Source organism: Mesorhizobium ciceri WSM4083 (assembly GCF_000519305.1).
Taxonomy (GTDB): domain Bacteria; phylum Pseudomonadota; class Alphaproteobacteria; order Rhizobiales; family Rhizobiaceae; genus Mesorhizobium; species Mesorhizobium ciceri_B.
On the sequence record NZ_JAFG01000003.1, the window covers coordinates 1,185,309 to 1,209,549 of the forward strand.

General features: G+C 63.5%; 20 protein-coding genes and 1 tRNA gene. 13 read left to right on the plus strand and 8 right to left on the minus strand.

Annotated features, from left to right (window positions below; translation table 11 throughout):
- The first annotated feature begins 32 nt into the window (after positions 1–32).
- Positions 33–848 carry a pyrroline-5-carboxylate reductase gene (gene proC, locus MESCI2_RS0105785; RefSeq protein WP_027035735.1) on the plus strand — a complete coding sequence of 272 codons (816 nt, stop codon included), beginning with the start codon at positions 33–35 and terminating at the stop codon, positions 846–848.
- A 300-nt stretch (positions 849–1,148) separates the two neighbouring features.
- Here the strand turns inward: proC and MESCI2_RS0105790 are convergent, their stop codons facing one another.
- Positions 1,149–2,462, minus strand: a complete 1,314-nt coding sequence (locus tag MESCI2_RS0105790) for an NAD(P)H-dependent oxidoreductase (protein ID WP_027035736.1) — start codon at positions 2,460–2,462, stop codon at positions 1,149–1,151.
- A 341-nt stretch (positions 2,463–2,803) separates the two neighbouring features.
- On the opposite strand from MESCI2_RS0105790, the gene MESCI2_RS0105795 reads away from it, so the two are divergent.
- The 3 genes from MESCI2_RS0105795 (at position 2,804) to MESCI2_RS0105805 (ending at position 5,053) form a co-directional block, all read left to right on the plus strand.
- Entirely contained in the window at positions 2,804–4,210 is a 1,407-nt protein-coding gene (locus MESCI2_RS0105795) for a PTS galactitol transporter subunit IIC (RefSeq protein ID WP_027035737.1), read from the plus strand.
- 74 nt (positions 4,211–4,284) lie between these two features.
- Positions 4,285–4,746 carry a PTS sugar transporter subunit IIA gene (locus tag MESCI2_RS0105800; protein ID WP_027035738.1) on the plus strand — a complete coding sequence of 154 codons (462 nt, stop codon included), beginning with the start codon at positions 4,285–4,287 and terminating at the stop codon, positions 4,744–4,746.
- Positions 4,747–4,765: 19 nt separating this feature from the next.
- Entirely contained in the window at positions 4,766–5,053 is a 288-nt protein-coding gene (locus MESCI2_RS0105805; RefSeq protein WP_024504797.1) for a PTS sugar transporter subunit IIB, read from the plus strand.
- Between the two features lie 33 nt (positions 5,054–5,086).
- On the opposite strand, the gene MESCI2_RS0105810 is transcribed toward MESCI2_RS0105805, so the two are convergent.
- From MESCI2_RS0105810 to MESCI2_RS0105820, 3 genes are all read right to left on the minus strand, one after another.
- A complete protein-coding gene (locus tag MESCI2_RS0105810; protein WP_027035739.1) occupies positions 5,087–6,481 on the minus strand; it encodes a multicopper oxidase family protein in 1,395 nt (464 codons plus the stop codon).
- 103 nt (positions 6,482–6,584) lie between these two features.
- A complete protein-coding gene (gene metH, locus MESCI2_RS0105815) occupies positions 6,585–10,394 on the minus strand; it encodes a methionine synthase (RefSeq protein WP_027035740.1) in 3,810 nt (1,269 codons plus the stop codon).
- Positions 10,395–10,524: 130 nt separating this feature from the next.
- Positions 10,525–11,343, minus strand: a complete 819-nt coding sequence (locus MESCI2_RS0105820; RefSeq protein WP_027035741.1) for an alpha/beta fold hydrolase — start codon at positions 11,341–11,343, stop codon at positions 10,525–10,527.
- A 189-nt stretch (positions 11,344–11,532) separates the two neighbouring features.
- Between MESCI2_RS0105820 and MESCI2_RS0105825 the strand changes: the two genes are divergently transcribed.
- Genes MESCI2_RS0105825 through MESCI2_RS0105845 form a run of 5 tightly spaced genes read left to right on the plus strand, consistent with a single transcriptional unit; the run spans position 11,533 to position 16,156 of the window.
- Positions 11,533–12,786 carry an ABC transporter substrate-binding protein gene (locus tag MESCI2_RS0105825; protein ID WP_027035742.1) on the plus strand — a complete coding sequence of 418 codons (1,254 nt, stop codon included), beginning with the start codon at positions 11,533–11,535 and terminating at the stop codon, positions 12,784–12,786.
- Positions 12,787–12,789: 3 nt separating this feature from the next.
- Complete coding sequence (locus tag MESCI2_RS0105830) at positions 12,790–13,527, plus strand: ABC transporter ATP-binding protein (protein ID WP_027035743.1); 738 nt, start codon at positions 12,790–12,792, stop codon at positions 13,525–13,527.
- Positions 13,524–14,237 carry an ABC transporter ATP-binding protein gene (locus MESCI2_RS0105835; protein ID WP_027035744.1) on the plus strand — a complete coding sequence of 238 codons (714 nt, stop codon included), beginning with the start codon at positions 13,524–13,526 and terminating at the stop codon, positions 14,235–14,237. Before MESCI2_RS0105830 ends, MESCI2_RS0105835 begins: the two co-directional genes overlap by 4 nt.
- A 12-nt stretch (positions 14,238–14,249) precedes the next feature.
- Positions 14,250–15,125, plus strand: coding sequence for a branched-chain amino acid ABC transporter permease (locus MESCI2_RS0105840; protein WP_027035745.1), 876 nt, complete (start codon positions 14,250–14,252; stop codon positions 15,123–15,125).
- Positions 15,122–16,156, plus strand: a complete 1,035-nt coding sequence (locus MESCI2_RS0105845; RefSeq protein ID WP_027035746.1) for a branched-chain amino acid ABC transporter permease — start codon at positions 15,122–15,124, stop codon at positions 16,154–16,156. The genes MESCI2_RS0105840 and MESCI2_RS0105845 overlap by 4 nt, the downstream gene beginning before the upstream one ends.
- A gap of 24 nt (positions 16,157–16,180) precedes the next feature.
- Here the strand turns inward: MESCI2_RS0105845 and MESCI2_RS0105850 are convergent, their stop codons facing one another.
- The 4 genes from MESCI2_RS0105850 to MESCI2_RS0105865 all read right to left on the minus strand — a co-directional run bounded on the left by MESCI2_RS0105850 (position 16,181) and on the right by MESCI2_RS0105865 (position 20,634).
- Complete coding sequence (locus tag MESCI2_RS0105850; RefSeq protein ID WP_027035747.1) at positions 16,181–17,497, minus strand: M20 family metallopeptidase; 1,317 nt, start codon at positions 17,495–17,497, stop codon at positions 16,181–16,183.
- On the minus strand, positions 17,490–18,422 hold the full coding sequence (locus tag MESCI2_RS01000000134365) for a MurR/RpiR family transcriptional regulator (protein ID WP_245270229.1): 933 nt from the start codon (positions 18,420–18,422) through the stop codon (positions 17,490–17,492). The genes MESCI2_RS0105850 and MESCI2_RS01000000134365 overlap by 8 nt, the downstream gene beginning before the upstream one ends.
- A gap of 174 nt (positions 18,423–18,596) precedes the next feature.
- Positions 18,597–20,237, minus strand: coding sequence for a DUF882 domain-containing protein (locus MESCI2_RS0105860; protein ID WP_027035748.1), 1,641 nt, complete (start codon positions 20,235–20,237; stop codon positions 18,597–18,599).
- A 322-nt stretch (positions 20,238–20,559) separates the two neighbouring features.
- Positions 20,560–20,634: transfer RNA gene (locus MESCI2_RS0105865), tRNA-Thr, on the minus strand.
- A gap of 162 nt (positions 20,635–20,796) precedes the next feature.
- Here MESCI2_RS0105865 and MESCI2_RS01000000134370 point away from each other — a divergent pair.
- The 4 genes from MESCI2_RS01000000134370 to hisD all read left to right on the plus strand — a co-directional run bounded on the left by MESCI2_RS01000000134370 (position 20,797) and on the right by hisD (position 24,236).
- A complete protein-coding gene (locus MESCI2_RS01000000134370; protein WP_032900336.1) occupies positions 20,797–20,991 on the plus strand; it encodes a hypothetical protein in 195 nt (64 codons plus the stop codon).
- 129 nt (positions 20,992–21,120) lie between these two features.
- A complete protein-coding gene (gene murA, locus MESCI2_RS0105875) occupies positions 21,121–22,413 on the plus strand; it encodes a UDP-N-acetylglucosamine 1-carboxyvinyltransferase (RefSeq protein WP_027035750.1) in 1,293 nt (430 codons plus the stop codon).
- A gap of 91 nt (positions 22,414–22,504) precedes the next feature.
- Complete coding sequence (locus MESCI2_RS0105880) at positions 22,505–22,936, plus strand: DUF2948 family protein (protein ID WP_027035751.1); 432 nt, start codon at positions 22,505–22,507, stop codon at positions 22,934–22,936.
- A gap of 7 nt (positions 22,937–22,943) precedes the next feature.
- Positions 22,944–24,236: a histidinol dehydrogenase gene (hisD, locus tag MESCI2_RS0105885; RefSeq protein WP_027035752.1), complete on the plus strand. Its 1,293-nt coding sequence runs from the start codon at positions 22,944–22,946 to the stop codon at positions 24,234–24,236.
- Positions 24,237–24,241 lie beyond the last annotated feature (5 nt).

Sequence of the window (24,241 nt, forward strand, 5' to 3'; positions counted from 1 at the left end):
CTATGTGAAGGCCTTCCTTCGGAGGGCTTTTGATGACGATTAGGCTTGTTCTCGCCGGCTGCGGCAATATGGGTTACGCCATGCTCTCGGGCTGGCTGAAATCCGGCAAGCTAGCGCCGTCGGCGGTTTTCGTGGTCGAGCCCAATGCCGATCTGCGCAATCGCGCGTCGACGCTGGGCTGCGCGACATCAGCCGATGCCGGTAGCATTCCGGCCGATGCCGTGCCCGATCTCGTCGTCATCGCGGTGAAGCCGCAGGTGATCCGCGACGTCACGGCCGCCTACAAGCGCTTCGGCGACGGCCGCACCACCTTTGTCAGCATCGCCGCCGGCACGCCTGCCGCCACCTTCGAGGAGATCTTGGGCAACCGCGCGCCGATCGTGCGCTGCATGCCCAACACACCCGCGGCGATCGGCAAGGGCATGATGGTGGTGTTCTCCAACAGGCTGGTTTCCGAAGACACCAAGCGTTTCGTCGCCGACCTTTTGTCGGCGAGCGGCGAAGTGACCACGATCGACGACGAGGGCCTGATGGACGCGGTGACCGCCGTATCCGGATCGGGGCCGGCCTATATCTTCCATTTCATCGAAGCGCTGACCGTGGCAGCCGAGAAGGCCGGTCTGCCGACGGCGACCGCCAAGCTGCTCGCCATGCAGACCGTCTATGGCGCCGCCTCGCTCGCCGCCGAAAGCGGCGAGGAACCGGGCGTGCTGCGCCAACAGGTCACCAGCCCCAAGGGGACGACGGCCGCGGCGCTGGACGTGCTGATGGGCGAGGATCGGCTGACCAATCTGCTGACGCAGGCGGTGGAGGCGGCAAGGGTGAGGTCGGTGGAGCTGGGGAAGTAGAGTCGCTGACCCCAGTGCAAGGGTCTCGAAGGGTCGGCCGTGCTTGTGCCGACGGATGGCCAAGCCTTGAGGATTAGCGGAAACGCCTATCGTTTCGTCATCCACGGGCGGAGCAAGGAGCGCAGCGACGCAGCGCAGACCCGAGGATCCATGCCGCGACTTCAGAGCGCCGCCACGGTGCAGAATTCTGCTCCGCTGCATTCCCCGATCAAGGTCATGGCATGGATCCTCGGGTCTCCGCGACGGAGCTTCGCTCCTGCTCCGCCCGTGGATGACGAAGTTGAGCCGGCCGCGATCATCTCAGGCCCCGTACAGCATTTCGTCCTGCAGCCGGCGCAAAGCGAACAGCCTCGTCGTCTGGTCGGGCGACGCATTGTCTGACGTCAACAACCCGCCTTTCCTGACCGGTTTCAGCACCTTGCCGCCCTCGAGCAGGCCGACCGGCACCGCGCGCTGGGCACGGGCCTCGCCGACGGTCATCGTCCAGGAACGGTAGCAGGTCTCGCCGATCGCATCGAAGGTCTCGTCGGCGGCGAGATCCCGCTTGGCAACGGCGCAGACTTCGGCAACGGGTCGCGGCAGCGGCACCATGTCGGGCTTGCCGAAAAGCATGATACGGGCGGCGGTCAGCGGCACCTCCAGTGAGGTCAGATGATACGGCCGGAACAGGCTGTAATAGGGGCCGTGGCCGATATGCAGATCGTCCATGCGCTCGATGATGCGCGGATGCGTCGCCTCGACGATGACGAAGACGCCAGGCGCGACGCCCTTGCCGACCGTGTAGTCGACGACGCCCTTCTTTAGCAAAAGCCCGCCATCCTCGCGCGGGATCAGCACCTTGGCGAGGTCATCGCGGTCGGCCTTCGGGCCGTGCATGCCGGGCACATCGGGCACCAGCCCGGTGGCGTTGGCGATGGCGCACATCTCGACCATGGTCTTAGAGCCGTCGACGAACTCGACCAGCATGCGCGGGTTCATGTTGCGGCGGATCGCTTCGGCGCGATAGTCGTCCGGCACGGCATCGTGGTTGAGCGGGTTGTTCTTGCCCTTGCCGGCCGAGACGATGGTCAGCCCGAGTGCCGACGCAAACTCGATCAGTTCCATGCAGCTCGACGGCTCGTCGCCCGCACCAACCGAATAGACGACGCCAAGCCGGTCGGCCTGCTGCTTGAGATAGCAGCCGATGGTGACGTCGGCCTCGACGTTCATCATCACCAGATGCTTGCCGTGCTCCATCGCCATGAGGTCGAAATCGGCGGCGACGCCCGGCTTGCCGGTGGCGTCGATGACGACGTCGATCAGCGGGTTGGTGACCAGCATCTCGTTGGATGTGATGGCGATCTTGCCGCTCTCGATGGCGCCGGTGACTTTCGACGCGGTGTCGGCCTCGACCGCCATGGCTTCGTCACCATAGGCGATGCGGATGGCGTCACGCGCGGTGTGCGGGCGGCGCGTCGAGACGGCGCAAACCGAAATGCCCGGCATCAGCATGCCCTGCGTGACCAGATCGGTGCCCATTTCGCCCGAGCCGATGACGCCAATGCGCACCGGGCGGCCCTCGGCGGCACGCTTGGCGAGATCACGGGCAAGCCCGGTCAGGGCGACGTTGGTCATGCAGGAAATGTCCACAGCTTCGTGATTTGGGATCGGATAGCAGGGAACGGGTTCTATTTGCCAACGAAACCCGGGCGCGACCGGCAATTTCCAACGAAATCGTCTGGGAAAGGACGTCCGCCGAGGCTCGATTGGCCGAAGCGCAACCAATTGACAATGCAGCGGACAACCCCAATAAAACATTCGTTTGTCAACAAAGGCAAATGTTCACCGACGCGACAGTCGGGAAGCATTCGCCTCTGGGGCAATTTGGGGAGTGTCTTTGCGCCACGGCGTCAAAGGCTGGATGGAGCATCATTGCGAGGCGTCGAGCGAAGGCTCGCGGCTCCAGGGGAGGAAAAATGGATACTGTTCTCGCGGGCCTAAAAGGGGCCATCGATACGCTTGGCCCGACGATCCTGCTGCCAATTGTCATTTTCATCATCGCCGTGGTTCTCGGCGCCAAGGTCAGCAAGGCCTTTCGCGCCGCCGTCACCATCGGCGTCGCCTTCATCGGCATCAATCTGGTGCTTGGCCTCATGTTCACGTCAATTGGCGACGTTGCCAAGGCCATCGTCACCAACACCGGCATTCATCGCGACATCATCGATGTCGGCTGGCCCTCCGCGGCCGCGATCGCCTTCGGCTCGTCGGTCGGCCTTTGGGTCATTCCGGTCGGCATCCTCGTCAACATCGTGCTGTTGCTGACACGCATGACGCGCACGCTCAATGTCGACGTGTGGAATTTCTGGCACTTCGCCTTTGTCGGCTCGCTGGTCGTCGCCGCAACCGACAATCTGGCCTATGGCATCGCGGTCGCAGCGCTTGTCGCAGCACTCTCTCTGCTGTTCGCCGACTGGTCGGCGCGCGCGGTGCAGCAGTTCTACGGCGTGCCCGGCATTTCCGTGCCGCATCTCGCCTCGGCGCAGATCCTGCCGATCGCCATTGTGCTCAACTGGATCATGGACCGCATTCCCGGGATCAATCGCATCAACATCAACACCGACACCATCGAGCGCAGGTTCGGGGTGTTCGGCGAACCTGTCGTGATGGGCCTGATAATCGGCCTCGTCCTCGGCGCGATCGCCTTCTACAATGCGGGTGATCTCAGCGTGGTGCTGGCCAAGGTTCTGGGCACCGGCATGACGCTGGCCGCGGTGATGCTGCTGCTGCCGCGCATGGTCAAGATCCTGATGGAGGGGCTGATCCCCGTCTCCGACGCCGCACAGGCGTTCGTGCGCAAGCGCACCGGTGACCGAGAGCTTCTCGTTGGTCTCGATTCGGCGATCCTGATCGGCCATCCGGCCGCGATCTCGTCGTCGCTGATCCTGGTGCCTATCGCGATCATTCTGTCCATCATCCTGCCGGGCAACCGCGTCATCCTGTTCGCCGACCTCGCGGTCATCCCCTTCATCGTCGCCATGACCGCGCCGCTGGTCAAAGGCAACGTGTTCCGCATGGTGGTGATCGGCACGGTGACGCTGGCCATCGGCTTCTACGTCGCCAACGCGCTGGCGCCGCTGTTCACCAGCGCAGCAGTCTCGTCGGGCTTCAAGCTGCCGGCGGACGCGCTGCAGATCACCTCGGTGGTCGATGGCTTCCTGTGGGTGCCTTACGTGGTCATCGAGGCTATCCAGGGGATGGGGCTTGTCGGCATCATCGTGATCGCGGTGGTCATCGCGGCATTGTTTGTCCTCTACCGCCGCAATCCGCTCGGCTGGGAGCGGGCCGCGGGCGCCGAGGACGAGCCGGCCGAAGAGACGGCCTGAACCTGATAGCGTCCACCCTTCAAACCGATCGTGCGCCCCACGTGGGGCGCACGATTTCATAGACGGAGCAAAGAATGTCCGACGGCCTCATGCAGCTTCTGGACCCCGACGCGATCGTGCTCGGATCCGATGCCTCGACCAATGAGGAGATCATCCGCATCCTGGCGGGCCGGCTGGAGAGACTTGGCTATGTCAAAAGCAGCTATGCCGACGCGGTCGTGCGCCGCGAATTGACCATCCCGACCGGACTGCCGCTGGAACGCTCCGACAATGTCGCGGTGCCGCACACCGATCCGGAGCATGTGCTGAAGCCTGGCATCGCGATGGGCACATTGACGCAACCAGTGACCTTCGCCAACATGGAGGATCCCGACGAGATGCTGCCGGTCGGCTTCGTCTTCCTGCTTGCCATCAACGACAAGGACAAGCAGATTGAGGCGCTGCAGGCCGTCATGGCCACCATCCAGAACCCGCGAGCCTTGGATGATTTGAGGTCGGCCAGAACCCTCGAAGACGTGCGAGCCGTACTCGGCTGATAACCAAGGAGAAGCAGAGATGTCCAGACAGAAAACCATTCTCTTTGCCTGCGGCACGGGCATCGCCACCTCGACCGCGGTCAATGTCGCCGTCACCGAGGAAATGAAGAAACGCGGCCTCACCTTCAACGCCCAGCAGGCAAAGGCCACCGAAGTGCCCGGACTGGCCGACAACGTCGACTTCATCGTCTCAACCACCCCGATCTCCGCTTCGGTGACCAAGCCGGTGATCAAGGGCCTCGCCTTCCTCACCGGCATCGGCAAGGACAAGGTGCTCGACGAGATCGAGGCGCAATTGCGCAAGTGACGGCCCAGACGCCACGCGCAGGCTGACGCGGCTTCACACCACCGTGACGTAGCTCGTCATGCCCGATTTCTGATGCTCGATGATGTGGCAGTGCAGCAGCCAGTCGCCGGGATTGTCGGCGACGAAGCCGAGCTGAACCTTTTCGTTGGGCTGGATGAGATAGGTGTCGGAAATCACAGGCTGAACCTGGCGCGTCGAGGATGACAGCACCTTGAAGCTCATGCCGTGCAGATGCATCGGATGGGATTGCGGCGTCAGGTTCTCCATATCGATGACGTAGCTTTGGCCAAGCTTCAGTTCGGCCAGAGGCGCGGTCGGATCCTTGGTGTCGCCGGGCCACGGCACTTTGTTGATGGCCCAGAAACTGTAGCCAAGCGAACCGCAGATGCCATCGCTCGGGACATTTTCCGCCGTGGCACTCAGTGCCAGGGAAATATGCCTGGCGCTGGCGAGATCCACTTCCGCCACCGGATTGAGCTCCAGTGGAGCGACATCGCGAATGTCCCGTTTGAGGGATTTTCCTGTTGCGTGCAGGGTTGCCAGGATTTTTGGCTTGGTGCCCCTGACGTCCCTCAAGCTGACGATCGCGCCTTCCTCGTCGGGCATGCGTATGGCCAGCTCCATGCGCTGGCCGGGTCCAAGCAGCAAGGCATCGGGCGAAAAACGCTCAGGCACCGGATTGCCGTCGAGCGCTATGACACTCGCCTGCGCACCGTCGACGCGAAAAGCGTAGATGCGCGTCACGTCGGTGATGGCGACGCGCAGCCGCGCCAGTCCGCCGGCCGGCGCATCATATTGCGGCTGATCGAGCCAATTGGCGGTGCGCACCGTGCCGTAAGTGCCGGTTCTCGCGGCATCGCGCGGCCGGAACTGGTCGATGAACTGACCGTTGTCGCCGAGGCGCCAGTCGCGCAAATTGAGGACGATTTCGGCATCGAATTTCGGATCGTTGGGATTCTCGACCACGATCACGCCGGTCAGGCCATGGCCCATCTGCTCCAGCGTGTTGCAATGCGGGTGGTACCAGAAGATGCCGGCATCGGGCGGCGTGAAGGCGTAGTCGAAATGATCGCCGGTGTAGACGTAGGGCTGGACCAGGAACGGCACGCCGTCCATCTTGTTTGGAACGCGAATACCGTGCCAGTGGATCGTCGTCGGATCGTCGATCGCGTTGACAAGGCGTGCAGCGAAGGGCTCGCCCTTTTTCATTCTGAGCACGGGCGGCATTCCGGCGTTGCCATAGGTCAGCACATCCCTGGTCTGGCCGACATCCATCAGCTTCGCCTGGATCTTTGCCGTCTGCAAAACCACCGGCTCAGGCGTGGCAGCGGCCCAGCCACTAAGCCGGCCCATGGCCGAGAACCCGACCCCGCCCGCGCCGGCAATCGCTGCCGTTTTCAAAAGCCTGCGGCGTGTGAGTACGGTCATTCGGCGCTCCAACTGCAAAGACGGCTGCCCGCGAAGGTGTAACCGCCGCGCCACGGATCACAAGCCGGGAACCCGCGCAAATTCTGTTGAACGCATGGCGCCGCTATTCAGCCGCCTCGGCATAGTGTGCCGGCACGTAGTTGAGGATGGGGCCGAGCCAGCGCTCGACCTCGGCCAACGGCATCGCCTTGCGGCGTGCATAATCTTCGACCTGGTCGCGTTCGACCTTGGCGACGCCGAAATAATAGCTTTCGGGATGCGCCAGATAGATCCCCGAGACGGATGAGCCCGGCCACATCGCATAGCTTTCGGTCAAGCTCACGCCGGCATTGCCTTCGCCGTCGAGCAGCCGGAACAAAGTCGCCTTCTCGGTGTGGTCGGGCTGCGCCGGATAGCCGGGCGCAGGACGAATGCCGCGATAAGGTTCGCCGATCAGTTCGTCCGGCGCCAAGGCTTCGTCGGGAGTATAACCCCAGAATTCCTTGCGCACCTTCTCATGCATGCGCTCGGCAAAGGCTTCGGCGAAGCGGTCGGCCAGTGCCTTGACCATGATCGACGAATAGTCGTCGTTCGCCCGCTCGAAACGCTCCGCGATCGCCACCTCCTCGATGCCGGCGGTGACGATGAAGCCGCCGATGTAGTCCGGCTTGCCGCTGTCCGCCGGCGCGACGAAATCCGACAGTGCGACATTGGCCTTGCCGTCGCGTTTGGTCAGTTGCTGGCGCAGCGTGAAGAACGTCTCCAGTTCCTGCGAACGTTCCTCATTCGCGAACAGCCTGATGTCGTCACCGACGGTATTGGCCGGCCAGAAGCCGATGACGCCGCGCGGCGCGAACCATTTCTCGGCGATGATTTTTTTCAGCATCGCCTGCGCATCCTCGAACAGCTGGCGTGCGGCGGCACCTTGCGCCTCATCCTCCAATATCTTGGGATAGCGGCCCTTCAGCTCCCAGGTCTGGAAGAACGGCGTCCAATCGATGTAGCGCGCGAGCTCGGTCAGGTCCCAACTCTCGAAAACCTTCACCCCTGTGAAGGACGGCTTCGGCGGCTCATAGGCAGACCAATCGATCCGATGCGCATTGGCCCTCGCCTTGGCCAGCGGCAGCCGCTGCTTGTCGGCTTCGGAGCGGGCATGCGCGTCGGCGACCTTCTTGTATTCGGCGCGCACCGCGTCGACATAGCCGCCCTTGGTCTCGTTCGACAGCAAGGCCGAGACAACGCCCACCGCCCTGCTGGCGTCGGTGACATAGACCGTCTGGCCCTTGGTGTAGCGCGGGTGGATTTTCACCGCCGTGTGCACGCGGCTGGTCGTCGCGCCGCCGATCAGCAGCGGAATGTCGAAACCTTCACGCTCCATCTCGGCGGCCATGTGTGCCATCTCGTCGAGCGACGGGGTGATCAGGCCGGACAGGCCGATGATATCGACATTTTGCTCACGGGCCGTCTGCAGGATTTTCGCCGCCGGCACCATGACGCCGAGATCGATGATCTCGTAATTGTTGCAGGCCAGCACGACGCCGACGATGTTCTTGCCGATGTCGTGGACATCGCCCTTGACCGTCGCCATCAGGATTTTGCCCGCCGTCTGGCGCTCGCCATTGTCGATGCCGTTGGCGGCGTTGGCCAGCTTCTCGGCTTCCATATGCGGCAGCAGTCCGGCGACAGCCTGCTTCATCACCCGCGCCGACTTCACCACCTGCGGCAGGAACATCTTTCCCGCGCCGAACAGATCGCCGACGACGTTCATGCCGGCCATCAGCGGGCCTTCGATGACATGCAGCGGACGCTCGGCGGCCAGCCGCGCTTCCTCGGTGTCGGCATCGATGAATTCGGTGATGCCGTTGACCAGTGCATGGCTGATCCGCTGTTCGACAGTCCATTCGCGCCAGGCGAGATCGCGCTCCTGCGCTTCCTTGCCGGCCGTGCCCTTGAAGCGTTCGGCGATCTCCAGCATGCGTTCGGTGGCGGTGCCGCCGGCCTTCGGCACGCGGTTGAGCACGACATCCTCGCAGGCCTCGCGCAGATCAGGCTCGATCGTATCGTAGACGGCGAGCTGGCCGGCATTGACGATGCCCATGTCCATGCCGCGCTGGATGGCATGGTAGAGGAACACGGCATGCATGGCCTCGCGCACCGGCTCGTTGCCGCGGAACGAGAAGGACAGGTTCGACACGCCGCCAGAAATGTGGACATGCGGCAGCGTCGCGGTGATCTCGCCGGCTGCCTCGATGAAGTCGACACCGTAATTGTCGTGCTCCTCGATGCCGGTGGCAATGGCGAAGACATTGGGATCGAAGACGATGTCCTCGGGCGGGAAGCCGGCCTGTTCGGTCAGGAGCTTGTAGGCGCGGGTGCAGATCTCGACCTTGCGCGCCTTGGTGTCGGCCTGGCCGTCCTCGTCGAAGGCCATGACGACGACGGCGGCGCCATAGGCGCGCACCAGCCTGGCATGATGCAGGAAGGCCTCTTCGCCCTCCTTCATCGAGATGGAGTTGACCAGCGGCTTGCCCTGCACGCATTTCAAGCCGGCTTCGATGTTCTCCCATTTCGAACTGTCGACCATGACAGGAACGCGGGCGATGTCCGGCTCGGCGGCGATCAGGTTGAGGTATTCGACCATGGCCTTCTTCGAATCGATCAGACCCTCGTCCATGTTGATGTCGATGATCTGCGCGCCATTGGCGACCTGGTCGCGGGCGACGTCGAGCGCGGCTACATAGTCGCCCGCCGTGATCAGTTTTCGGAACTTGGCCGACCCCGTGACATTGGTTCGCTCGCCGACATTGACGAAGGGGATCTCGTCGGTGAGCGTGAACGGCTCCAGCCCGGACAGGCGCATCCTGGGCTCGATGTCCGGAATGGCGCGCGGCGGATATTTCTTCACCGCCTCTGCGATGGCGCGGATGTGCTCGGGCGTCGAACCGCAGCAGCCGCCGACGACATTGACCAGTCCCTCGCGGGCAAACTCCTCGATCTGCGCGGCCATGAAGTCCGGGCTCTCGTCATACCGACCGAATTCATTGGGCAGGCCGGCATTCGGATAGGCGCAGGTGAAGGTGTTGGCGACGCCTGAAATCTCGGCCAGATGCGCCCGCATCGCGTTGGCGCCGAGCGCGCAGTTGAGGCCGATGGTGAACGGGCTGGCGTGGCGCACCGAATGCCAGAAGGCCGTCGGCGTCTGGCCCGACAGCGTGCGGCCGGAGAGGTCCGTGATGGTGCCCGAAATCATCACCGGCAGGCGCACGCCCTTCTCGATGAATATCTCTTCCGCTGCGAAGATCGCCGCCTTGGCGTTCAGCGTGTCGAAGATGGTCTCGATCAGGATGATGTCGGCGCCGCCATCGATCAACCCGCGCAGCTGCTCGCCATAGGCGAGGCGCAGGTCGTCGAAGGTCACGGCGCGGTAGCCGGGATTGTTGACGTCGGGCGACATCGAGGCGGTGCTGTTGGTCGGCCCGAGTGCGCCGGCGACAAAGCGGCGCTTACCGTCCTGCTGCTCGGCACGAACAGCAGCGCGGCGTACCAGCCGCGCGCCATCGCGGTTCAGCGCGTAGACGGCATCTTCCATGCCGTAGTCGGCCTGTGCGATCGAGGTCGAGGAGAAAGTGTTGGTTTCGAGGATGTCGGCGCCCGCGATGGCGTATTGATAGTGGATCTCCTCGATCGCCCCGGGCTGCGTCAGGATCAGAAGATCGTTGTTGCCTTGCTGATGGCAGGCGCAGCCGGCGAAGGCCTCGCCGCGAAACTGGTCCTCGTCAAAGCCGAGGCCCTGGATCTGTGTGCCCATGGCGCCGTCGAGGATGAGAATGCGCTCGCGTGCTGCCGCAGTGAGCGCCGCAAGCACTTCCGAACCGTCGGGTTTTGCCGCTACGGGGCCGAACAATGCGTCCAGCGATGCAGAATTCTGCGACATTTTTTATCCCTTTGGCGACAGACCTTTTCATGTCACATAAGGATATCTTTATGTCAATATACGACAGATGCTCGCCATTGTCACCCCACCCATCACGAAGGTGGGGTCTGAGGCGCGGTTTACTACGAACCTACGCTCTGTCGACGCTTGCCAGGAAGCGGGCGAAGATCGGATCAAAACGATCCGGCGAATCCCAGAACGGCGCGTGGCCGGATTTGTCGAGCAGATGGGCCTTGCCTTCCCATAGATTGGAGAATTTCACAGCGGAGACGAAATCGGTGTTGACGAATGGCTCGTCGATGCCGTTCAGAACGGCGATCGGCGGCGTCTTGCCGGCCACGATTTCGCGCTGGTTCCGGCCGGTGCCGGCCGCGAACTTTTCGAACATCAGGCGCCGCGCCCGCCCATCGGTGCGCGCCACCGTGTCGATGAGAAACGGCTCGAACGGCTCGCCGCAAGTGCTGCGCGCATAGGCCTCGACATCGGCGCCGCTGAAGGTTTCCTGCCCCGCGAGGTGCATATGCGGGCTCGGCTTGAATCCGTTGCCGACCTCCTCGGGCGAGACGGGCGGCGTGCCGGTGATCATCAGGCCAAGCAGGCCGGGAAAGCGGTCGATCATCTCAAGCCCGATATGGCCGCCGAGCGACCAGCCGAAGACGATGGCCTTGTCGATGCCGAGCAGCCCAAGCACTTCGGTCATGGCATCGGCATAGCCTTCCATGCTGTAGGAACGCTCCGGATCGATCGCATCGGCGGACGCTCCGTGGCCGGGCAGGTCGGGAGCGATCAGGTGGTAGCGCTCGCCCAACGGGCCGTCCAACTGGTTGCGGAAAACGGCGCTGGAAGATGAATTGCCGTGGATCAGCATGACAGCGGTGCCCTGGCCACTGGTCTGGCGCACCGCGATCTTGCCGTGGCTGGTGTCAAGGGTCTTCTGCGCGATCGTCATTGTCCGCTCCGTTATAATTGCCTTGTTTTAGTGCAGTTGCGCAGCAAAGCGCCACGGCTTCCATACCTTTGCGGGAACCATCTTCCCGGCCAGGTTGCGTTGAAAAATCCTTTTCAAATAAGAACAATTATGCGTAGATTGTCAATTATCCAACTCCCGATGAACGGGAGGAAAACAGGGAACCGCACGATGAAGCCCAAATCCGCCGCAAGTCGAATCCGCCATATGCTGATGAGCACCACGCTGATCGGCATGTTTGCCGCATCAGCCGCTCCCGCCTTTGCCGACGTCGTCAAGATCGGCCTGCTTGCGCCGCTGACCGGCCCTGCCGCGGCGGACGGCCAGGAATTCCAGCGCGGCGTGCAGATGGCCATCGACGAGGCCAACGCAGCCGGCGGCGTTGCCGGGGATACGTTCGAACTGGTGGTCGGCGACGTCAAGGATCAGTCCGCCGGCAACGTCACCAGCGCGGTCGAGCGCCTGCTTGGGGATCCGGGCGTGCATTTCATGCTGACCGGCTATGCCAGCCTGACCAATTTCGAGATCGACAACATGGCCGAAGCGGAAATGCCCTATATGCTCGCGGCGACCTCGCAGCAGACCAGGGACATCATCGCGCCGAGCCCCGACAAATACATGTGCTGCTGGTCGCTGACGCCTTCCTTCGACGCCTACAACACCGACGTCACCCTGTTCGTCGAGAAGCTCGCAGCCGACGGCAAGATCACCCTGCCGACCAAGAAGGTCGCCATCATCTCGTCCGACAACGCCTATTCGAAGACCATCTCCGAAGGCATGAAGAAGACCTTCAAGGAGAAGGGCTGGACCATCACCGTCGACGAGATCGTGCCGTTCGGCGAAGTGACCGACTGGCGTTCGATCCTCGCCAAGGTGCGCGAGAACGTTCCCGATGTCGTCATCAACACCGACTATCTGCCGGGCAATTCGGCGTCCTTCCTCAACCAGTTCCTCGAGCAGCCGACCAAGAGCCTCGTCTTCCTGCAATATGCGCCGAGCGTTCCGGAGTTCGTCGAGCTGACCGGCAAGAAATCGGATGGTGTTATCTACAATCTGCTCGGCGGCGCGCTGACGACGCCGAAGAACCCGCGCGCCGATGAGGTGGCGGCCAAGTTCAAGGCAAAATACGGCGTCGAGAGCGGCACCTATGGCGTTGGCCTCTACGAAATGACCAATGTCTATTTCGACGCAGTCAAGAAGGTCGGCGGTGCATCCGACCATGCGGCGATCATGAAGGCGCTGTCGGAGACCGACAAGCAGGTCGCCGAAGGGCGTCTGAAGTTCGATCCCGCCACCCACCTTGCCACACAGGGCGACGACTATATTCCGATCACCTTCTTCCAGATCTGGGATGGCCAGCGCACGCTGATCTCGCCGGAAAAATACGCCACCGGCGCCTTCAAGCTCCAGCCCTGGATGAAGTAGGGAATGGCCCTGCTTGAACTGGACGACGTGTCGAAGGCCTTCGGTTCGCTGAAGGCCGTCGACGGCGTGTCGTTCAAGGTCGAAGCCGGCGAGATCTTCGGCATCGCCGGCCCGAACGGCAGCGGCAAGAGCACGCTGTTCAACATCATCACCGGCATCCCGTTCGGCCCCGACCGGGGCCAGATCCGCTTTGACGGCCTTGCCATAAACGGCAAATCGGGACACGCGATCGCGCGCCTCGGCCTTGCCCGCACGTTTCAGCGCGAGACCAGCTTCGACGGGCTGACCGTGTTCGAGAATGCGCTGATCGGCGCCAGCTACGGCAAGCAGGAAAAAACGGCCGTGGCAGCTCGCGATGCCGCCGCCGAGGCGCTGGAATTCGTCGGGCTCGGGTCCGCGTCCTTCGGGCGGCTGGCCGGAGAGTTGTCCGTCTTCGAGCGCAAATGCCTGATGCTGGCCACCGCGATCGCCATGAAGCCACGCATGCTCTTGCTCGACGAGCCGGCATCGAGCCTGACCAAGCCCGAGATTGAGACGTCTATCGGCCTGATCCGCCGCACCGCCGAACGCGGCATCACCATCCTTCTGATCGAGCACGTGCTGACCTTCCTGATGAGCCTTTCGCAACATCTGCTGGTGCTCAACAATGGCCGCGTCCTGGCCGCCGGCGACCCGGCCGGCGTGATCGCGGACCCGCGCGTCATCGAAGCCTATCTCGGCACGAGGAGATCGGCGGCGTGAACCCCATTCTCAGCGTCGAAGGTGTCACCGCCGGCTATGGCCGCGTCACCGTGCTGCACGATATCTCGCTAGAGGCCGGCCGCTTCGGCAATGTCGGCCTGTTCGGCCCCAACGGCCATGGCAAGACGACGCTGCTGCGTGCGATCTCCGGGCTGCTGCAGCCGAAGAGCGGCCGCATCCTGTTCGACGGACAAGACATTGCCGGCCACAGCGCACGCGCCATCGTCGGCGCCGGCCTGATCCATGTGCCGCAAGGCAACCGGCTGTTTCCCGATCTCTCGATCGCCGACTGCATGGCGCTCGGCGCCTATTCGCCGCGGGCCCGGCCGCATGAGGCGGAGAACCGCGAGAAGGTGATCAAGCTGTTCCCGAAACTGGCGGAACGCTGGCGCCAGCGCGTGCGCACGCTGTCGGGCGGCGAGCGCCAGATGGTGTCGATCGGCACAGCACTGATGAGCCATCCGCGCCTGCTGATCCTGGACGAGCCGACGCTGGGGCTGGCGCCCAAGATCAAGGACGAGCTCTGCGCCTCCGTCATGGACATTTCGCGCGGCGGCGTGCCGCTCATCGTCGTCGAGCAGGACATCGAATTCCTGCTGGAGCTGACGCAGCAACTCTACCTCGTCAACCATGGCGCGGTGGCGACCGAGATCAAGCCGGGTGAAAGCCTCGACCACGGCGAGATCATGTCGATGTATTTTGGCCATTAGGAAAATCCGAAGATGAGCGCATTGGCGGAAATCCTGTTCGGCGGCCTGTTCCAGGGCTCGCTCTACGCCATGATGGCGGTCGGGCTGGCTCTGGTGTGGACGACGATCGGCGTGTTCAATTTCAGCCATGGCGTGTTCATGATGCTGGGCGCCTACATCGCCTGGCAGCTGGTCGAACTCGGCCTGCCGGCGGCGGTCGCCTTTCCCATCGCCGTCGTCGTCATGGCCGGCGTCGGCTGGATCCTGCAGGCGAGCGTCGTGCGGCCGCTGATCGGCCGGCCCAACATCGTGCTGGTCGTCGTCATCACCACGCTGGCGGCCGGGTCGCTGATCGAGAACGGCGCGCTGACCGTCTGGGGACCGCGCTCGAAACAGATCCCGGCGCTGATCGCCGGCAACACCACCATCGGCGGCGTCGGCGTCTCCCTGCACCAGATCGCCATCATCGTCATCACGCCGCTGATCCTGGCCGCACTTTGGATGTTCCTCAACCGCACGCGGCTGGGGCTGGCGCTGCGCGCCGTGGCGCAGAACGAAGATGCCGGCCACCTTGTCGGGCTGAACGTCACCGCGCTCTATGGGCTGGCCTTTGCCATTGCCGCGTCGCTCGCCGGTCTCGCCGGCATCTTCATGGGCGGCTACCGCTTCATGTCGCCGGTGATGGGCAGCGACCCGCTGCTCAAGGCGCTGATCGTCGTCGTTTTCGGCGGCATATCGAGCATATCGGGCCCGATTTTCGCCGCCTATCTGATCGGCTTCTTCGAGGCCGCCTGCAGCTATTATTTCGGCTTGTACTGGACGCCGGCACTGCTGTTCGGCGTGCTGATCCTGACCCTGATGGTGCGCCCCGAGGGCATCTTTGCCAGCCGCTCCCGAGGCCTAGCATGACCGACACGACATCGCCGATCACCCGTGGCCACGCGGAGGCGGCAACCCCGATCGCTCCCGGCCGCACGCCGTGGAAGCAGGAGGCCATCGGCTTCGTGCTCGGCTTCGCCTTGCTGGCATTGCTGCCACTGATCTTCGGCGACACCTATGCCCGCCACATCCTGATCATGGCCTTCATCTATGCGATCGTCGCATCGAACTGGGACCTCAGCCTCGGCTATGGCGGCGTCTTCAACTTCGGCCATCTGGCGCTGTTCGGCATCGGCGTCTATGCCTACAGCCTGCTGACCAAGCTGGCCGAATTCGACCCGTGGATCGCGCTGTTTGCCAGCGGTGTCATCGCCACGCTGGCAGCGATCCTGGTGACCATCCCGATCCTGCGGCTGAAGGGCATCTACATCATCCTGGTCACTTTCGGCTTCGCGCAGCTGGTCATGCAGGTGATCATCAGCCAGTCCGCCATCACCGGCGGCACGCAAGGGCTGGTGCGCATTCCCGGACTTTACGTGTTCGACCACAACATGGTCCGCGATGGCAAATCAGCCTATTTCTACATCGCGCTGGCGCTGCTGGTGGCGAGCACGCTGTTCCTGCGCGTGTTCGTGCGCTCACGCGCCGGGGCCAGCATCGTCGCCTTGCGCGACAATGAGGAATACGCCGTCAGCCGCGGCGTCTCGATCGTGCGCCAGCGCATGCTGACGCTTGCCGCGAGCGCCTTCTTCACCGGCATCGCCGGCGCCTTTTACGCCGCTTACCAGCGCAATGCCTCGATCGACGTCTTCGGCATGAGCTTGGCGACCATCATCCTGTCGATGGTGCTGCTCGGCGGCACCAGCACCATTTATGGCGCCATCATCGCTTCTTTCGTGCTGACGATCTTCGCCGAATGGATGGCCGATTTCGGCGCGTGGCGGCCGATGATCACGGCGGTGCTGATCATCGGCGTGATGCTGGCCTACCCGAGCGGACTGGTCGGCATGATCAAGGCTTCATGGGGCGCCATCGCCGGACGCCTGAAACGCCCGGGCTGATCGTTTCGGAATAGCGGCTCCGCCTCAGCGGATGCCGCACCAATCGATTACGGACGCGGCGATCACCTTGGCCGTCTCGACCACCGATTCGACCTCGACATATTCGTCGGAACCATGAAAACCGTCGCCCGACGGGCCGAAGATCACACCGTCAACGCCGGCGCCGGCATAGTGCGCGGCATCGCACACGGCGACGAAGCCGCGCGCCTGCGGCGCCTTGCCGACCACCGCCTTGCGCTTCATCAGCGATGTCACCAGCGGATGATCGACCGGCGTGTTCATCGGCGGGAAATACAGCCCGCCGAGCTCCCATTGGATCGCAGGCGGGTTGTCGCGCAGCCACGCATCGGTTTGCGCGAAATGGTGGACGAACGTCTCGAAATCGCGGCGGTAGTCGGCCGAGTTCTCATCGGGCAGGAATTTCATGTCGAGATCGAGCACCGCGACGTCGGGAATGATGGCCGGGTTGGTCATGACGGTCGGTAGGCCGTGTTCGCCAAGGCCGGTGCCGCCATGCATGACGCCGATGTTGATGGTGTTCATGCCGAGCGGCAGCAGCGGATGGGATTTCGCCCGCGTCCGGTCCAGCTCATACTGACGCACGGCGGCAATGAAGCGGGCGGCGATCTCGATGGCGTTGACGCCCGGCTCCAGCCGGTCCTTGTCGTGGCGCTGCGGATAGATCTCGTTGTAGCGCAGCGCCGAATGGGCGTTGCGCCCGCGGATCGTCACCCGCGCCCATTCAAGCCCGCCTTCGACCGGCAGGACATCGCCCCAGGTCGGTTCGGCGACCAGCACCGCCTTGGCGAGCTTGCCCTTCTTGACCGCATCCATGGCGCCGAAGCCGCCGGCTTCCTCGTCGACGACGGAGTGGATGGCGAGCCGGCCCTGCAGCGTGATGCCCGCCTTGCGGATAGCGCGCGCGGCGGCGATGCAAGCGGCGACGCCGCCCTTCATGTCGACAGCGCCTCGGCCATAGAGGCGGCCATTGGTGATCTCGCCGCCGAACGGATCGACCGACCAGTCCTTCATCGCGCCGACCGGCACCACGTCGATGTGGCCGCACAGGATCAGGCTGCGGTCCTCGTCTCCCGCCCATTCGCCGACCAGATTGGGCCGCCCGGGCAAGGCATCCCATTGCTCGGTCCTGAACCCGTCCTGCTTGAGGATCGGCTCGAGCAGCGCCTGGACATCCGCCTCGCGATTGATCGCCGGGTTGGGCTCGAATTTGGGGTTGACCGAAGGGATGCGGACCATGTCGCGGGTCAGGCCGATCAACCAGTCGCGATCGGTCTCGATCTCAGCCTGCACGGCGTCGATGATGGTCTGGTTGTCAGGCATTGTCGTTCCTTCTCTGCGTCACGGCGCCAAGCGCATCGACGCTATTTCCTTGGGGGTTTGGCGGCGTCATCCGCCGCAGGCGACAGGGCGGCATCGAGCTGCGGATCTTCTCGATGTCCTCGATCCGCTTGCGGACCCCGGCGCCATGACCCTCCAGCGCATGGGCAAACACGGTTTCCATCTGGGCGACGGCGGTCGCCAGCGTGTCGAAAGGTGAATTGGCGTCGATCGCCGCGACCATGGTCAGGTCCGCTATGTCAGATATCGGCGACAGCCAGACATCGGTGAACAGCAGGATGGAGACGCCGCGCTCCTTGGCCTGCTGGGCAAAGCTCACCACGTCCGACTGGTAGCGCCGGTAGTCGAACACGACGAGGAGGTCGCGCTTGCCAAGGTCGATCAACAGGTCGAAATCGGCGGGGCTCAACGAACCGATGTCGCGCACGCCGGAGCGGAACTGCAGGAGGTAGCCGGCCAGCATGGAGGCGATGTGACGGCTGAAACGGCCGCCCAGCAGCACAACCTGGCCCTTGCTTTCGAGCAGCATGTTGACGGCGCGCGTGTAGGCCTGCACCGGCATCGCTGTGCGCGTGCGCTCCAGGCTGTCGGAAACCGAATGGAAATAGGCAAGTGCGGTGCCTTCGCTGGAGCCGCCCGGGCGCTTGGCTTCCATCATCAGCAGCGGCGAATGCAGCCTGGATTCGACTTCGGTGAGCAGGCGTGCCTGGAAGTCGGCAAAGCCGACATAGCCAAGCTTGGTCATCAGCCGCGTCACGCTCGGGTCACTGACGCCAGCGCGCCGTGCCAGCCGGGTCGCCGTGCCCAGCCCCGACATCGGGTAATCGGCGAGCAGGACCTGGACGATCTTGTCTTCCGCGGAGGTGAACGCCACGGTCGTGTTGGCCAGTTCTTCGCGGATCGACATTGTCATCGCCTATCGTCGATAGAAAGACGATTATCTTACAATTTCGCACATGTTTGTCAAATTTGGAAATTTTCTTACAGAGCCATCCGAGAGCGTTCGGCGTGGCTTGCAATCCCGTGACGGCCGAGCCATCGCGTGCAACACATCCACGTCGGGTCGAACGAAGGCTTGCGTCTATTTGAAGCTGGCGATGGGCAGGAACTTGACCGCGGAACCGGTGAAGTGCCGGTGATCGGACGTCTGTCCTCGCGGCTGGAATCCGTCGAGGTAGATGTGCTTCGGCGCTGTGCGGATGAGATTGGCGGCAATGACGGGCGCCGTCGCGGGGCTGGCTCCGCCGGCGATGCCGCGACCTGTCTCAATCAACCGGCCGGACAGCGCGGCCGGCACGGTGACCGCGGTGGCTTCGGGATCGAGATTTGGCTGGACACGGTCGGCCTTCGGGCTGGTCCTGACGCGATCTTCGGGCTTCGGTTGGGCAACCGAGACCCGCTGGCCGGCCAACCCATCAAGGCCGTCATCGGCGTGGTTCAAGGCCAGCAAGGCAGCGAGCGCATCGCCGGATTTGTCTGCGTCAGGCTGGCGCGTCGGGCTTGTCGGGCTTTCCGGCCGCCATGTCGGCAACGGGATGTTGAGCGCCACCAGGTCCGGCCCGCCGCTCGCGGGGCCGGCATCCGACTTGCCCGAGGGAATTTCAGCATCGGTTGCTGCTGGATTGGCCAGTTCGGCCCGCGCCGTGGAAGCGTCGGCTGTTGCAAGTGGCGCGATTTGCGGGGTCGGAATGCTGGCCGTTGACCCGGTGCGCGGGGCGAAGGCTGGCAGCGGCACTGAGCCCGGCGCCATCGCCATGACTATCGCTTCAGGCGTCTTTCCCTCCGCTCCAATCGGCGATTCTTCGGCCCGATCGACGGAAGCCGTCTGGATGTCGGCGCGCTGGGCATCCTGCGGCGGCACGATAGCGATGCCGGCAGGCCTGGGTTCAACGGACTTGGCCGGCTTGCGTGGCGCCGGCACCGCTTCGGCGGCATCGTCGGTTTCGTCCGCGCCGCGCCCACCCAAAAGCGTCGCCAGCAGGCCGCGCGGCCTGCGTTGGCCGTCGTCGGCACTTGCCAGTTCGATGTTGGGCGTGCCGGCGCCCTTGCGCGATTTGTAGGCGGCAAACGCCTGCCCATAACCGGGCAGCGGTTTGCCGTCGCTGGGCACATGCAGCGTATTGCCGTTCGGGAATACCCTTGCGAGTTCCCGGCGGCTGATGCCAGGCCAATGCCGCACATTGCCGACATCCATATGTATGAAAGGCGAGCCGGAGGTCGGGTAATAGCCTACGCCGCCGCCCTGCATCTTGAGGCCGATGTCGCGCAGCTTCTTCAACGGCACATCCGGCAGGAAGAAGTCCATCGCGCGGCCAACCATATGTTGGCTCTCCCGAGCCACACCCTTCGAGCGGCTGCGCAGCATGGCGTTCGTCGCTGGCGACCGATAGGCGCTGACCACGTGGATATAGGTTCTCGAGCCGCTGGCGCGATAGGCCTGCCAGACAAGATCGAGCAGGCGCGGATCCATCTTCGTCGGTTCGTTGCGACGCCAGTCGCGCAGCATCAAATTGATCTTCTTCAATCCCGCCGGATCATACCGCCCATTGCGCTTGAAGACGATTTCAGCCTTCTCGCCCGTATGGAGATGTTGAATCTTCAAAGCACGCGTCTCCGCGAACGCGCCGGTAACGAACAGACATAAGAACGCTGCCATGATGGCTGGCAGTGTCCAAAGACGGGAAGCACCGGGGGCGTTTTGCACGTTTTCGCTCACGTTCATGCCTTGCACGTTCTTTTGTTTCGGCGACTTCAGGTTCCCGCCCAGATGAAGAGCCTTTCAGCCCTCTTCCTGACAAGCATGGACTTGACCGACGCAGACAGGCGTCCATGCCACAATACGTCATGTCGATGAACAGCATCTTGGTTGATGAATCGTGTCTTGCCGGGAACGCGCTTCGGCTGGAGTTGCCTGTGGCAGCCATTTTCTGGAGCAATGCACCGCTGATGGGGTCCGCCAGCACGATGGCCGCGCCATTCCCATGTACCCGCCTCGCCCTCGCAAATGCAGAGGACGATCGTGCGGCAACAGGGATGTTGGAACCTGGTGCTGCGAGAGAGGATTGAACTCTCGACCTCTCCCTTACCAAGGGAGTGCTCTACCACTGAGCTACCGCAGCCGCTGATGGCGGGGCTTCTGCCATATCGAACCGGCAAGCGCAAGGCCAAGTGCAACGCTTCTGTGAAAGGCTTTGCCGGATAGCTTTTAATGACATGGCCGTGCCACAATGTTGGCTATCCCTGAACGGCAAGCTGGTGGGGTCGCCGGCGGGGACGGGGCGATGGACGACAAGACAATTCCAGTGAAAAAGGATGGTCCACCGAAAAACAGCGCAACAATCCGCAAGGACCGGCTTGCCGAGCAATTGCGCGCCAATCTGCAGAAGCGCAAGGCGCAGTCGCGCTCGCGGCGCACCGGCGAAGCCGACCTGCGCCCGGACGGACTCGCTGCCTCGAAGGAAATACAAAAAGATTAACTCAAATCGGCCACTCTTGGCCCGGATACGAGGAAATCCTATTTCTTGAACCAAGCCGGCCAATGGTCTAGACGGGCCGCTACTCAAACGATTGAACCGGCCCTTTTTGGCCGAGAGGGACGTTCTTCCATGGATCGCATCAGAATTGTCGGGGGCAACAAGCTCTCCGGAAGCATTCCGATCTCGGGCGCGAAAAACGCGGCGCTGCCCCTGATGATCGCCTCGCTTTTGACCGACGACACGCTGACGCTGGAGAACGTGCCGCATCTGGCCGATGTCGAGCAGCTGATCCGCATTCTGGGCAATCATGGCGTCGATTATTCGGTCAATGGCCGCCGCGAGAAGCAGAATGAGGGCTATTCGCGCACCATCAATTTCTCCGCCCGCAACATCGTCGACACCACAGCGCCCTACGAACTGGTGTCGAAGATGCGCGCCTCGTTCTGGGTGATCGGCCCGCTGCTGGCCCGCATGGGCGAAGCAAAGGTGTCGCTGCCGGGCGGTTGCGCGATCGGCACGCGGCCGGTCGACCTGTTCCTCGAAGGCCTGCAGGCGCTGGGTGCCGATATCGACGTCGACACCGGCTATGTCATCGCCAAGACCCGGAATGGCCGCCTTGTCGGCAACCGCTACATCTTCCCGAAGGTCTCGGTCGGCGCCACCCATGTGCTGATGATGGCCGCGGCACTCGCCAAGGGCGAGACGGTGCTGGAAAATGCCGCCTGCGAGCCCGAGATCGTCAACCTCGCCGAATGCCTCAATGCCATGGGCGCCAAGATTCATGGCGCCGGAACCCCGACCATCACCATCGACGGCGTCGAATCGCTGTCGGGAGCGCGCGTGCGCGTCATCCCCGACCGCATCGAGACCGGCACCTATGCCATGGCCGTCGCCATGACAGGCGGCGACGTGGTGCTCGAAGGTGCGCGTGCGGACCTGCTGCAGACAGCACTGGACGTGATCGCCCAGACAGGTGCGGAGATCACGCCGACCAATTCCGGCATCCGGGTGAAGCGCAACGGCGCCGGCATTTCGCCGGTCGACGTGACGACAGCGCCGTTCCCGGCCTTCCCGACCGATTTGCAGGCGCAGTTCATGGGCCTGATGACCATGGCCAAGGGCAAGTCGCGCATCACCGAGACGATCTTCGAGAACCGCTTCATGCATGTGCAGGAACTGGCGCGGCTCGGCGCTCACATCACGCTTTCGGGCCAGACGGCGATCGTCGACGGCGTGCCGAAATTGAAGGGCGCGCCGGTCATGGCGACCGATCTTCGCGCCTCTGTCTCGCTGGTCATCGCCGGCCTGGCGGCGGAAGGCGAGACCACGGTCAACCGCGTCTACCACCTCGATCGCGGCTTCGAGCGGCTGGAAGAAAAGCTGTCCAACTGCGGCGCGGTGATCGAACGTATTTCGGCGTAGGCCAATCGCAAGGCCTTGCGGTGCGGTTGCGCGGACGGGAAAGACCGCCTAACAGAAGGTTCAGTTATCAACCTTCAGGTGCGAAATCCGCATGGCCCTTAAGCTTATCGCGCTCGACGACCAGGATCTGAGCATCGTATCGGCTCATGTCCAGGATGCCGTGCTGAAAGTCAGCGACCTCGAATTCCTGCCCGCGGCCAAGCGTTTCCTGCTGACCATGAACCGTTTCGTCTGGGAGGCAAAATCCGGCCTGTTTCGCCAGCACAATGAGCGGCGGCAGGCCGTGCTGCATTTCGACCGCGTGCTCGGCGCCAAGACCAGCGGCATCGACCGCGACAAGCCTGCCGAAGTCCTGTCGCTGCTGGCGATCAGCTTCATCGAGATCAGCAAGCCGGCCGGCATCGTCGAGCTGATCTTTGCGGGCGGCGGCGCGATCATGCTCGACGTCGAATGCATCGAGGCCCGTCTTGCCGACATCGGCGGCGCCTGGGAAGCCACCTCGCGCCCCATCCACAAGGCCTGAGCGTCCGATGGCCATTACGCTTCGTCAGTCCGATGCCGATTTCGAGCAACGTTTCGCCGCCTTCCTCACGACCAAGCGGGAAGTGTCCGCCGATGTCGATGCCGCGGTGCGCGACATCATCGCGCGCGTGCGCGCCGAGGGCGACGCGGCGCTGATCGATTACACCAGGAAATTCGACCATGCCGACCTGAAAAGCCTTGGTATTGCGATTTCGAAGGACGATGTCGCCCAGGCCTACAAGGCGGCCGACCCAAAAACGATCGAGGCGCTGGAATTCGCGCGCGACCGCATCCGCTCCCATCACGAGCGGCAGCGGCCGAAGGACGATCGCTATACGGATGCCGCCGGCGTCGAGCTCGGCTGGCGCTGGACGGCGGTCGAAGCCGTCGGGCTCTATGTGCCGGGCGGCACGGCAAGCTATCCGAGCTCGGTGCTGATGAACGCCGTGCCGGCCAGGGTGGCCGGCGTCGAGCGCATCGTCATGGTGGTGCCGGCGCCGGGCGGCATCATCAATCCGCTGGTGCTGGTGGCCGCGGATATCGCGGGTGTGTCGGAAATCTACCGCGTCGGCGGCGCACAGGCGATCGCAGCCCTTGCCTACGGCACCGAAACGATCGAGCCGGTCGCCAAGATCGTCGGCCCGGGCAACGCCTATGTCGCGGCTGCCAAGCGCCAGGTGTTCGGCACCGTCGGCATCGACATGATCGCCGGGCCGTCGGAAGTGCTTGTGGTGGCCGACGGCAGCAACGATCCGGACTGGATCGCGGCCGACCTGCTGGCCCAGGCCGAGCACGATGCATCGGCGCAATCGATCCTGGTCACAGACGATTCAGCCTTCGGCATCGCTGTCGAACAAGCCGTCGAGCGCCAGTTGCAGAGCCTGCCACGCGGCGAGACGGCGGCGGCGAGCTGGCGTGATTTTGGTGCGGTGATCCAAGTGTCGACCATCGACGCCGCGCTGCCGCTGGTCGACCGCATCGCCGCCGAACACGTCGAACTGGCCATCGACGACGCCGAGGGCTTCCTGTCGCGGATGCGCAACGCGGGTGCGGTCTTTCTCGGCCGCCACACGCCGGAAGCCATCGGCGACTATGTCGGCGGCTCCAACCATGTGCTGCCGACGGCGCGCTCGGCGCGCTTCTCGTCCGGTCTGTCGGTGCTCGATTTCGTCAAGCGCACGTCGATCCTCAAGCTTGGACCGGAGCAGCTGCGGTTCCTGGCGCCGGCGGCGATCGCGCTCGCCAAGGCGGAAGGCCTTGATGCGCACGGACGCTCCGTCGCCATACGGTTGAACATGTAGGCGGC